This window comes from Propionispora vibrioides (genome assembly GCF_900110485.1).
Classification (GTDB): Bacteria; Bacillota; Negativicutes; order Propionisporales; family Propionisporaceae; genus Propionispora; species Propionispora vibrioides.
The window spans coordinates 17661-29806 of the sequence record NZ_FODY01000024.1 but is presented as its reverse complement, the minus strand read 5'-3'; the positions used below and the strand labels follow the sequence as shown (position 1 = coordinate 29806).

The following is a 12146-nucleotide window of genomic DNA, read 5'->3' as shown; positions in this document are numbered from 1 at the left end:
GAAAAAATATTTTTTATTAATATTTTATTATTGTATCATGACCACATTTTTTTGTCCTTATTTTTATTCGCTATACCATTATAGTGCAAGGTTAAATAATTATTCCTTGAGACCTAGAAATGCTACGCCCTCGATAGGAAATGATACGGTAAAATAACGGCTGATAAAAAGCCATAGGCTACTACCACGTTATAATTCACTTGTTTCCGTTGAAAGCACTCTCTGCCTCAAGCTTTGCTTTAAAATTGATTTTTCGCATTGTCCCGAGGTCATCGAACTTGATCACGTAAGCGGCTTTGTCGTATTCAATATCGATCACGGCTCCGCTCCCCAGTATGCTGTGAACAATCCGGTCACCCGGCTTGAAGACAGGCCCGGAAGCTTGCGCTGCCAACATCTTTTCACTACTGGTGATATTCCAGTTTGTTTCATATACCAGACTGTCGTCCAATTCATTTGTGTAGACAAGCAGCGCCTTGTCCACATTAAAGATAAAGCGGGACGGATAACGATGCGAACCGTCAAAATTACGTCCTTCCGCATCGGTGATAAACAGTGCTTTTGGGGCCCGGGTAAAAGCGACGAAGGCCAGGCGGCGCTCCTCCTCCATTCCCTCGAGCGTGGCAGTCTTCCTCGACGGGAACACGCCTTCCGCCAGTCCGCAAAGAAACACATGGAGAAACTCCAGCCCTTTGGCCGTGTGCACAGTCATCAGCTTGACCGAGTTCTGACCGGAAAGAGCATCAGTGTTTGTCAGCAGCGCCACATGGGCAAGATAGTCTTCCAGTGTGCATTCCTCACCGCAGGATATTTCATATTCATAAACCGACTGTTTCAGTTCCGCCAGATTATCCAGCCGTTCCTGGCTGCCTTCTGTCCGGAGCATCACTTCATAGCCGCTCTGGTCAAGGACCGCATTCAACAGTTCGGAGACAGGCAACCCCTGATAGCCTGCCGAAAATCGTTCGATCAGGGCTACGAACTGCTGTGCCTTGGTACTCTTGAAAATTTCGCTATCGATTGTCCGTTCCAATGCACTGTAAAGCGAGCATTGATTCTGCATGGCGTAGTCCTGCAAAAACTTCATGCGCCGTTCACCGATATTGCGTTTGGGCACGTTGGCTATCCGCAGGAAAGACAAGTCGTCCTTATAGGCTATCAGACGCAAATATGACAACGCATCCTTGATCTCCATACGGTTGAAAAACTGTACGCCGCTATAAATTTTGTACGGTACCTCTTCCTTCAACAATACCTCTTCCAGCATGCGGGAAATATAATGGGCACGATATAGAATGGCAATGTCGCCGAGCTTTATGCCATTAGCGACGAGTTGCTTGATTTCAGCCACTATCCATTTGGCCTCCGCCTCCGCTGTTTTGGCGTGATGGTAGACAACCTTGGTGTCATCCGGCAGCACCGGGAGCAAATCCTTTTTTATGCGGTGTTTATTGTTCCCGATCAGAGAGTTGGCTACGGCCACAATCTGCGGTGTAGATCGATAATTAGTCATCATCATGATGGTGCGGACATTAGAAAACTCTTTATCAAAGTTCAATATATACCATACGCTGGCTCCCCGCCAGGTGTAAATGGTCTGGTCCGGATCGCCTACAATAAACAGGTTTTGATGGTAGGCACACAATACCTTCATCAGGCGATACTGCAGCTCATCGATATCCTGATACTCATCGATCATGATGTATTCCAGCCGTTTTTGCCACTTTAACCGAATTACCTCGTTGACGCTGAAGATATAGAGCACATATTTGATCAGGTCGTTGTAGTCCAGGCTGAAGCACTTCTTTTGTTGATAAAGATAACCCCAGAAAATAATGTCATCTGGTTCCACGGCATCCAGGTACCTTTGCTGCAATTTATCCAAAGGAAGCGCTATCATATGCTCATAGTACTCGGGATCTTTGAAGATCTTGCGTATTTCGATCATGTCCCGTGCTTTGGAAAAGGTCATATGGCGCAGTGTGAGACCGCGCTCCTCATAGATGATCTTCAGCATGGCGTCGATATCTGCGTTGTCCAGCACGAGAAAGTTCTTCGGATACTGTACAGTATTAATATCCTCTTGTAAAACGGCTACGCAAAAGCTGTGGAACGTGCTGATATAGCCTGTATCGCTGTCGCCGGTGAGGCGGCGGATACGTTGCTTCATTTCATTCGCCGATTTATTGGTAAAGGTAACGCAGAGAATGTTGGCCGGCATGATGCCAATATCGTTTACCAGATAGGCGAACCGGTGGGACAGCGCCCGCGTTTTGCCGGAGCCCGCGCCGGCGATCACACGGATAAAGCCTTCAGTAGTCGTTACAGCCTGTCGCTGTTGCTCGTTAAGCCCTGCTAATATATCGCTCATTCTCATGTCACCACCTAAATAGGATTTAAAATACTTGTATTTATCTGGCCTGTCATGTCTTTCTTCCCAATAACATTATAGCAAGACTAAATGACACTGGGGATATTGAAACGCGCGCAGCATAAAAAAATAATGATCCGAGGCCATGAGGACAGGTTTCTCGTCCCACTACATTTTATCTATTACACCTCTCGATCAGATGTTGCAAAAAGGACAGATTTCTTTTCCGCTAACTGCTCTTGGCTTTTATCACTTCTAGGTTAGTTTAACATTCTTTTATCTTTGGAACAATGTACCTGCCCCCTTGTCCCCCAAAGTCAGACATATATTATTCCATGTCGACAAATTCATAGTTGACACGGAAACAATATCGCCATATAATAAAATTGTTTCCCAGGAAACTAACGATATTATAAGGAGTGATGTATAATGAAAATTGATCTGTCAGTTACCGTTACCGAAGAAATTCTAAAAATAATGTCGAGTATGACTGCTTCTGGTCAAATACCTCCTGTTGTTCAATTCGGGCACATCGGCACCCACTTCGACGTAATGAACAAAAAATTCCCGCTGGAGAATACTGAAAGAAGAGGAATATTGTTTGATGTCAGCCACGTGAAGGAGCGAGAAATTGAAGCAGGCGATATCAATATGGACGAAATTGCTGAACATGATTTTATTATGTTTTACAGCGGGTGCTTAAAGGAAAATAAGTTTGGAACTCCTGCCTATCTCCAAACCCTTCTCGAACTATCCGATGCGCTGATTACCGATCTTGTAAATAAAAGAGTAAGCATGATTGGCATTGACTTCCCTGGTATCCGCAAGCCTGCCGAACATTTCCGGGCCGACCAGTATTGTGCTGATCATGGAGTCTTTGTGATTGAGAATCTGGCTAATCTGGATACATTGCTTGCAGTGGCTAAAGGCCAGCCGTTTTTAGTGCATACTTATCCGGTCAATTATGAAGGACTGACAGGGCTACCCTGCCGGGTTGTTGCTGAAGTTTAACATCTCAAGGCAGGTAAAAACCATATCTAACTAAAACCTATGCTATCTAAACACTGAATTTACTAGAACAGACAACCCTCTTTTCAAATCGCTCTGTCTGTTCTAGACTTTGCTATATTTCTGATGCATTGTTCAATACTGATACCGAAAAATACATTTGGCTGTAGCAGGCTCTTTATTTTTTAAAATTAATTGAGAATAATTATCATCATATATAAATCTGCATTCCAAACTCATCAGTTGCCAAAAGGAGGCATAGTCCTGTGTTATCACAGCGGGAAATCTTATTAGCCGCCCAGACTGCATTCAATCAGCAGGGCGCCGCTTTTACCCTGAAACAACTAACAGCTCGTCTGTCCCTTTCGCCCGACCAGTTCTATTCCTACTTTAATAGTAAAACGGAACTGATCAGCCAACTTGTCGGCTTCAGACTAAATAACATCCGTCAGATGACCGATGAGTTGCCTTATCACTCACTGTCTACTGAGCTTTCCGCCTTACTCTTTGCATACCAACAGACACTTGCCCCATTCAGCCGGATAGCTCTTCTTGATTTGAAACTGCATTATCCGGCTGAATGGGATCAAATCATTACAATACGGGAAAATCAGTGGCAAAAAATTGCCGCCACCCTTGAAGTCAATATCGCTGGCGGCCGTCTACATTCCATTGACATCAGCTTACTGCAGAATATGGTTGACGGAATTCTTCAGGATCCCTTCTGTCTGGAAACTATCTGGTGCAGCAATACCGTGCTTTCTGAATTGGAGAAACTGGTAGATATTTTTCTGTTTGGCATCGCTCAGCCTAGATCATCATTCCCCATTTCCGGCAAAGACATTGATTCTGAATTAATTTAATGAAACAGGCAAATTCGAAATCGCAGGCTAAACTTTTTATATCAACCTTGAAAGTCGGTGAACAGTATGCCATTCCAAATTAACGCTGCCTGCGAAAAGTGTGGGATATGTAAAAAAGCATGTAAAGTAGGAGCAGTTACAAAAGGTTTGAAGCAGTATATAATCAATCAAACGAAATGCATTGGCTGTGGCCACTGCGCCGTAGAGTGTCCTTTTGCTGCAATTACATTATCTGATGGCAATTTACCTGCCGGAATAGTACAAAAAAGAAAAGCAAAGCAACATGATCTTAATCGTGCACTACGTCATGAAACACGAAAAAAACGTTGGGCTTTGTTTTTACTATGGCTGCTAGCAGGCCTAGCATGCTTTCTGGTAATCAAAATATAAACTCCTCATAAAGAAAATGAAAGCACGCCCTAAGAGCGTGCTGTTCGTTTCCATACTTATTGTAGTTATGTTCTAGTGCATGCCCAGGTGATACCCCTTCAAACCGACAGTTCTTTATCACTCCGATTACCGTAATTTCATGGAACACACAAGGGGAACATCAATTAAAACCCGAAGCCCAGCCATTGACACAAAAAAACGTTCCATAGGCTTTTCTATTCCCTGCTTGAATCGGATTCGATAATGTTTGACTTATAAACGACAGCCTTAGAAACCAGCTTTTTCTAACCAGCCATACATTAGGAAGCAGCTTTTTCCATTACTGCACCCTGGTCATTAAAGTGTACAACAGTATTAGCAGGAAATTCGACGGCTTCCCCTTCCGTTGAACGCCAATTAGCCATTTCCTTTAGGGTCCCGGTGGTAACTTCCCCATTCTCATTGAATTCTATGGCTTGTTTTGCCTTAAACTTCACAAAACCGGCCGAGTCACTTGCGAAAAGATTTGCTTTCCAGCCTACAGGCCGCAAATTGGTATCCTCGTCCAAGACACCGGACCGGATCACACCGGAATCATAAAACGAAAGAACGGTGTTTTCTTTAAAGGTCAGAAAACCGTATTTCCCCGCCACCAGTCGAACGGTTGCCGGCTCAGCGATTGTACCGGAAATCACTTCTCCTTGTTCGCTAAAGGTAACCGGGGCTCCACCTTTATAGCGTAAATGCCCGTAGCCGGGAATAGCTATGTTATAGGTTCTTTCTACTAAGGAGCGATGAAACCGGGAGAAAAAGGGGTCAATATTGGCATAGGCGGAAATGTAGTGGTAATCATTAATTACTCTTTCCCAGCCGCAAGGCTGGAGAAATGTATCATCCTTCAAAGTACCGGAAATTACTTCTCCTAAATCATTGGTCGTAAGGATCGTACCTTTTTTAAATTCAAGTAGATCGCCAACCGCCCACCCCTGCGGATGCAGCTTTGTGTCTCTGGGCAAAGTTTTGGTTTCCGCCTGCACGCAGGGAACAATCAACCAAAATGACAATATCAAACCAAGCATAGCGCTCATCATGCGCCTAAAAGATAAAAAACGCCTCATAACCTCCATCTCCCTTAAATAGAATATACGCCGTATAATAGTTGCCGGTCTTACTCCGGCGGCCAATTAATGCATTGATTGATTAGGCTTTCTGCCTAATTCCAAAAGAAAAACACATGAGCCAGCTCTGTAGGCAGGAAGGCTTATTATGTAAAAATTACTCTAAAAAAACATCCCCGGTCAAAACACCAAGCTTCCCTATTAAGCCCATGGCACTTATCCTTGATATTAATTACCAGTTTCATCCTAACATACCAGAATACGATGGTCAATCCTCAGGCATGGGCAGAAACAGACTGTATTTGCTCTTTCAAACTAGCTTAAAATGTGATGGTTTTACTTATGTCCACGGAAATGCAACCACATTTTCCACATACCACTTGGGCTTGTTCAGACTAAAAATAAAATGCACTTTACGCAAAGCGTAAGGTGCATTTTTTGTAATAAGGAAAAGCAAGAGAATAACTTTGAGGTCTATTTCACCAGGTATATCGTGTCATAGTTTACTTCCTTCTTACAGGCACATCTTAAAGATGTTCTCCACGTCCTCTGGCGTTAAGTGCTTAAACCCTTTTAGTACATCGCCTTTGCAGGCTTTTTTCGCCATGACTTTAAAGTTCTTATCATCAATACCGATTTCAGTGAGAGTACTTTGCAGGCCCAGCGTTTTGAACAGGAAATCGTTCAGACACACAATGGCTTGCTTTGCACCATCTATATCGGAAAGCGACGCATCCACACCGAACACATTAACACCGAATTTCTTAAACTGCGGTGCAGTGGATTCATCCAGAATATACTCCATCCAGCGGGGAGTGAGGATAGCAAGGCCAAGACCGTGGGTAATGTCATAAAATGCAGAAAGTTCATGCTCCATGGCATGACAACTGGCAGCCTGAAAAGCCCCGGTTTGCAAAAATCCATTCAGCGCCCATGAAGCAGCCCACATCAGGTTGGCTCGTGCTTGATAGTTTTCCGGTTCCTTTACGGCAATCGGAGCATATTTGATAACGGTTTTGATAATATCCTCCATAATACGGTCCACCATATCCATCTTCTCAGTAGCAGTAAAATAGGTGACATCAAAAATATGTGACAAGATATCCGCACTGCCGCAGGCAGTCTGAAACGCGCTAACAGAATAGGTATTGGTAGGATCGAGGAAAGATACCTTGGGCTGAAGCAGCGGATGAATCAAACCATACTTTTCATTAGTATCCATATTACTGATGACGCCGCCCGCATCCATCTCCGAACCGGTGGCCGCCAGTGTCAATACTGTGAGTACCGGCAGCGCTTTGCTAACCGGTGCTTTATGTGTTACCAGGTCCCAACTGTCTCCGTCGTAAAATGTTGCAGCGGCAATTGCCTTTGTACAGTCGATAGTCGAGCCGCCGCCGACCGCAAGCAGTACATCGATCTTTTCCTTTTTGCAGAGTTCCGCCCCCTTATTGACAGTGGTATGACGAGGATTAGGCTCAATGCCGGACAGTTCAAAGACAGTCAGCCCGGCCCTTTTCAGTTCCTCCGTCACCTTGTCATAAAGGCCGATTTTTTTGATAGAGCCTCCGCCATAGGTCAGCAATACACGGGTTCCATACTGCTTTAATTCTTCACCCAAATGACCTAGCCGGTTTTCACCGAAGTAAATCTTGGTTGTATTTTGAAAAATAAAATTGTACATATTCATTACTCCTTTATGATTGCTTTTGATAGGTCAGCCATAGACCGCCGTTGTCTAGATTTTTTGCTTCTTTCAGCCTGAAAGAAGCCGCCGCTATGTCACCGGTTTGATAGTGGCCCGTTTGGAAGAGCGGAACCGCCTTTTCCGACGGCTCGGCTGCAGGAATCACCACAAGACTGATTTCGTCGATCAGTCCCTCCTGAAGAAAGGAGCCGTTGACAATCCCGCCGCCCTCAAGCAGCAGAGTTTCCACGCCAAATACCCGTTTGAGCTTTTGGACGACAAGGGAAAGGTCCAGTTCGGTTTTACCGCCGAAGAGATATGAAACGCCTTTACCCCGCAAATGTGCCAAAAAGACGTCGGAGACACTCTGGGTCAACACTTCGATGATATGCGCGTCATTGTAGCCGTCATCCGTGTCGGCAATGGCGCGGTCACTCCACCAAAGCTTTCCCTGCGGATCGATGGCAACCGCGTAAAACGCCGCACTCTCCGCAATATAATCCTCCCGCACAATAGGTGGGCCGTCGTACACCGCCGTCGGGGCGGGCGGTTGGGGAAAGCTGCTCTCCATCGTCACTCTGCCGCAGAGAAAACCGTCCGCGCCGTATTCCCTGTGTATTCTGTAATAGTCCTCAATGAGTCCACTGTATGCGCTTTTTCCTAAAAAGTCGCCGGTGACCTTTCCGTCCAGTGATGTCACCATGTGGCATATGATATACGGTCTGTCCATGGGTGCACCTCCCGCTTATTTCAGCTTGCCGTACGCTTTGTCATCCACCGGTTCCAGCCATTCGTTGGAACTACCATCTGCCGGCACTTCCACCGCCAGATGGGAAAACCAGCTGTCGCAGGCTGCTCCATGCCAGTGTTTTGCTTCCGGTGGAATATTTACCACATCTCCCGGATGCAGTTCAATGGCTTCTTTTCCCCATTCCTGGTAATAGCCCCGGCCGCCTGTTACTAACAGAATTTGCCCGCCCTTATGATGAATATGCCAGTTGTTCCGGCAGCCCGGTTCAAAAGTTACGTTTCCAATGGGAACCCCCGTCGTAGTTAACATGTTCAAATATGCCTGACCAATAAAATATTGGCTGAACTTTTCCGGCAGTTTATCTCCGATAGAAAAAATTGCTCCCTTACTTAAATCCGTTGTTTTACTCATATACGTGCCTCCTGTTCTTTCCACTTGATCATCTTTTATCTATATAATTTTTTACCTATTTTCCCCCATCCGGGCTGCCGCTTCATTGACACAGCGAAGCGCATTCAGGCTTCTTGGATATCCGATATACGGCAGACACTGGGATATGATTTTAATTAAAAATTGCTTGTCATTGCCGATACGCATATTGGCGGCTGCGTGGCTGGTAAGCTGCGGTTCACAGCCACCCTGGGCAGATAAAAAACAAAAAGTAATCACCTCACGCATTTTATAATCAAGACCTGTACGGGTGTAATAATCGCCAAAGCAGTTACCCGCCAGCCAGTGATTGATATGACGTGATTCCTCCGGTCCTGATTTATAAAAATCTGCCATTTGAGGACCGAAAACGTCTACCTGCGCCTGAATACCTATTTCCAGACGGTTTTCTGTCGTTGTGGTTGCCTGCCCTTCCAGTGGCAACCGGATGTCTTTTTCTGTCAATACATCATTAGTAGCATGTAAGAAATCAAATACCCTTCCAATGCCAAGATAGGCGACCGCCTGATATACCACCTCTTTTATTTCAACCGGAGTGACACCGAAATTTAGAGCTGCCTTCATCATCGCCTTGTATTCATTCACGCACTGCGCACCAACAAGTGTTGCCAGAATCGCTATCATACGCGTGCGATCATCCAAGTCATCACTATTTACCACTTCATCAAAAGCAAAGTTGTCAAATCGCTCAATAAATTCCGGATCTGTTTCTAAAAATTCAGATACATATCCTGGAAACATTCTTTCGTGATACTTCTTGGAAAACTCCGTAATTGCCATACATTTGCTCCTTTCATAACTGCTGTATTATTATTTGTCTCCTTCAGCTTATCACTTGGAGCAAACTCCAAGTCAAGAAAACTTTTGCGCTTTGCAATAAAATTAAGTAGACAAAACTATTAGATAATTAATGTCTCATACAAAAAAACTAAACTGGCCTTCTTATAGAGAAAGCCAGTTCAGGGACTAGTGGCTAAAAAGCCAAACCCCTGAAACTCAGGAGTTTGGCTTTTTACTCATAAAAATGGCAAACATAAATAATGTACAAATCATATTTATTTATAAAAATTCTGTGTTCTCACCCTTGACGGCAGCACAGCACCGCTTGTACCAAGTTTTTTCTATAACTTAACTCCAATTTTTATAATGTCTTCGATCAATTCTATCGTCTGTCCAGAAGGCTGATATTCAAAAAGCCCCAGACCAACAAGCTTAAATTCCTTATCAAGTTTCTTTAATAACTCCTTAAAAGTATTAACTTTCAACCCAGCAGGTACTGGAACCGGGACATGTGGAAACTCTTCAAAATCAAGCACGTCCAAATCTATATGGATATAAATACTCCGATGCCCCTTTGTTTTAACCGTTTCAATAACCGAATCCACCCTTTGCTCCATATCCTGTACGGTAAATACGCTTATGTTCTGAGCGGTAATATATTCTTTTTCGGCCTCATCCAAATCGCGAATTCCTAACATTATCACTTGTGAAGGCAGCAGGCTTGGGGAAACCAGTTTTACGATTGTTTCCTCACCCTCTCCAAGCAAAGTTCTTAAGGGCATTCCATAAAAATATTTGCTAGCAGATGTTTCATGCGTATTCATATCCCCATGAGCATCAAGCCATAATACCGTCAGATCGCCTCGCATCTTATCATTTAAGTAGGCAATAGATGCAACATCAGCGTCACAGCCTCCGCCAACGGTAAATATCGTCTCTGGTAATTTTCGGGCTATTGACTTCTTTGCTCTCTTTAGCTGTTTGAGAATTTCTGTATACCCGATAATGATATTATTAGATTTGTCGATGTCTTCCGTACTGACTTCTACTTCTGAAAACTTTATTTCTTTAAAATAAAGCTTTTTTAATTCCAACGCTCCATCATAGGTTGACCGGTCTGGGCCTCCACCTTGCCATTGAGGAAAAAATAAATTTAAATGCTTTTTCATGATGTATATTACCCTTTCATGATATTAGCGATTATGCAAAATGTATTAAAAAAAATTCAACGCAAAACACTATAACCCCTGCCCACAATATTTTATGATTCGCAGAAAGTTTCTTTTTTGCTATTACTGATACGCCCTGCTTTTTGCCAATTATTGCCCGGCAAAAAAGAAACGCCGCAGATATTTTTACCTACGACGTGAAAGAAATTCTTACACTATCTATCCTGTGTAGCAAAACTAAAGCGCTGAAAATACGTCAAATACCATTTTCATTGCAAGTTGACATCCTTTAAAATTTTTAAAGCAATAATAAATGCTTCTACAAATTCAGTCGGAGCATTGCATAACGCATTATCCCTTAGATATCATCCTTAAACGGAAGATTTTCCGGCTGTATTTGTGTCCGACTGAGGAACGGGTAGAGTAAAAGCCATAACTGCCGATACTATCGACAAATAAGTAACTAATTGCATGGCGTGTGGCAATCCATAATTGTCTGCAAACCACCCTAACGCCGGCGCGGCTATCCCTCCCACACTTACTGCCAGCCCCAGCGTAACTCCTGAAGCTAAACCAAGCCGGTTGGGAAGATACTTTTGTCCCAGAACCGTCATTGGGCTGTTAGGTGCAAACAGAGCCACGCCTATAGGAATGAGCAGTAATGTTGCTAAAGAAACATTGCTAACCATGTTAAAGACCATTAAGAAGGGAAGCAGCACAACAAATCCAATCCGGATGATCGTCGTATAACCAAAACGGTCTGACAGTTGCCCGCCAAATAGAGTACTTATTGCCCCGACCGTAAATAAAATAGTTAACGCAGAGCCGCCGGTTGCTTTGGATTGCTGAAGTATGTTGATCCAGTATAGCGGCAAAAAAGTATTCAGGCTATAAAACATGATCGAACGGCAAAATAAGACTACTGTGAGTCTGGAAAAAGGGGCCCATTCCTCCTTCTCCTCTGCCTCATTCCTAATACCCCCTGCTTTTTGGGCAAGCTTTTGAAACTCATGCAATTTGCCTGCCTGGGAGGCTGTGATTACCGCCATGATAGCTGCAGGCACAATCAGAATCAGAGTCCCTTTCAAACCCCATAACAGCAGCGAAGCTGTGGCGATAACCGGGCCTAAAGCAAATCCTGCATTGCCTCCGACGGAAAAAATACTGATACCAGTTCCCTTTTTTTCACCGGAAACTTTATTGGCCATTCGCGCCGCCTCCGGATGAAATGCTGCGATTCCGATCCCGCTAACCGTTACGGCCGCAAAAATCAACCAGTAATTTGAGAGAAAACCTACAGTTGCTAATCCACAGCCAGCTAACAGAATACCACCCGGTATAAGCCAAAGTTTTGAACTTTTATCGGCAAGATATCCAAAGAAAGGCTGTATAATAGAAGAAACAAAACTTGCCGCAAAGACAAGTCCCGCAGCGGCAGCGTAGCTCAAATTGTACTCCGCTATCAAAAAAGGTAATATGGCTGGCAAAGCACCTTGATTTAAATCAGTGAATAAATGTCCTGCAGACAGCAACCAAAGAAAACGATTTTTCATTTTTGCACCTCGTTTTTCATCTTATCA

Annotated in this window: 11 protein-coding genes; 3 read left to right on the top strand and 8 right to left on the bottom strand. The window is 44.0% G+C overall.

Annotated features, from left to right (window positions below):
* Positions 1-196: 196 nt before the first annotated feature.
* Complete coding sequence (locus BMW43_RS16225; RefSeq protein WP_091750022.1) at positions 197-2371, bottom strand: ATP-dependent helicase; 2175 nt, start codon at positions 2369-2371, stop codon at positions 197-199.
* Positions 2372-2800: 429 nt separating this feature from the next.
* Between BMW43_RS16225 and BMW43_RS16220 the strand changes: the two genes are divergently transcribed.
* The 3 genes from BMW43_RS16220 to BMW43_RS21900 all read left to right on the top strand — a co-directional run bounded on the left by BMW43_RS16220 (position 2801) and on the right by BMW43_RS21900 (position 4632).
* Entirely contained in the window at positions 2801-3382 is a 582-nt protein-coding gene (locus BMW43_RS16220) for a cyclase family protein (protein ID WP_091750020.1), read from the top strand.
* 263 nt (positions 3383-3645) lie between these two features.
* On the top strand, positions 3646-4242 hold the full coding sequence (locus BMW43_RS16215; RefSeq protein ID WP_177173635.1) for a TetR/AcrR family transcriptional regulator: 597 nt from the start codon (positions 3646-3648) through the stop codon (positions 4240-4242).
* 66 nt (positions 4243-4308) lie between these two features.
* On the top strand, positions 4309-4632 hold the full coding sequence (locus BMW43_RS21900; protein ID WP_091750014.1) for a ferredoxin family protein: 324 nt from the start codon (positions 4309-4311) through the stop codon (positions 4630-4632).
* A gap of 299 nt (positions 4633-4931) precedes the next feature.
* Here the strand turns inward: BMW43_RS21900 and BMW43_RS16205 are convergent, their stop codons facing one another.
* The 7 genes from BMW43_RS16205 to BMW43_RS16175 all read right to left on the bottom strand — a co-directional run bounded on the left by BMW43_RS16205 (position 4932) and on the right by BMW43_RS16175 (position 12119).
* Entirely contained in the window at positions 4932-5729 is a 798-nt protein-coding gene (locus BMW43_RS16205; protein ID WP_143050644.1) for a hypothetical protein, read from the bottom strand.
* Positions 5730-6243: 514 nt separating this feature from the next.
* Entirely contained in the window at positions 6244-7413 is a 1170-nt protein-coding gene (locus tag BMW43_RS16200; RefSeq protein ID WP_091750008.1) for an iron-containing alcohol dehydrogenase, read from the bottom strand.
* Between the two features lie 13 nt (positions 7414-7426).
* A complete protein-coding gene (locus BMW43_RS16195; RefSeq protein ID WP_091750005.1) occupies positions 7427-8146 on the bottom strand; it encodes a dihydrofolate reductase family protein in 720 nt (239 codons plus the stop codon).
* 15 nt (positions 8147-8161) lie between these two features.
* The gene (locus tag BMW43_RS16190) at positions 8162-8578 is read right to left on the bottom strand and encodes a cupin domain-containing protein (protein ID WP_091750002.1); all 417 of its coding nucleotides are present in this window, start codon (positions 8576-8578) and stop codon (positions 8162-8164) included.
* A 51-nt stretch (positions 8579-8629) separates the two neighbouring features.
* Entirely contained in the window at positions 8630-9397 is a 768-nt protein-coding gene (locus BMW43_RS16185) for a carboxymuconolactone decarboxylase family protein (protein ID WP_091749999.1), read from the bottom strand.
* A gap of 341 nt (positions 9398-9738) precedes the next feature.
* On the bottom strand, positions 9739-10566 hold the full coding sequence (locus tag BMW43_RS16180) for an arginase family protein (protein ID WP_091749995.1): 828 nt from the start codon (positions 10564-10566) through the stop codon (positions 9739-9741).
* Positions 10567-10937: 371 nt separating this feature from the next.
* Entirely contained in the window at positions 10938-12119 is a 1182-nt protein-coding gene (locus BMW43_RS16175; protein ID WP_091749992.1) for an MFS transporter, read from the bottom strand.
* Positions 12120-12146: the final 27 nt, after the last annotated feature.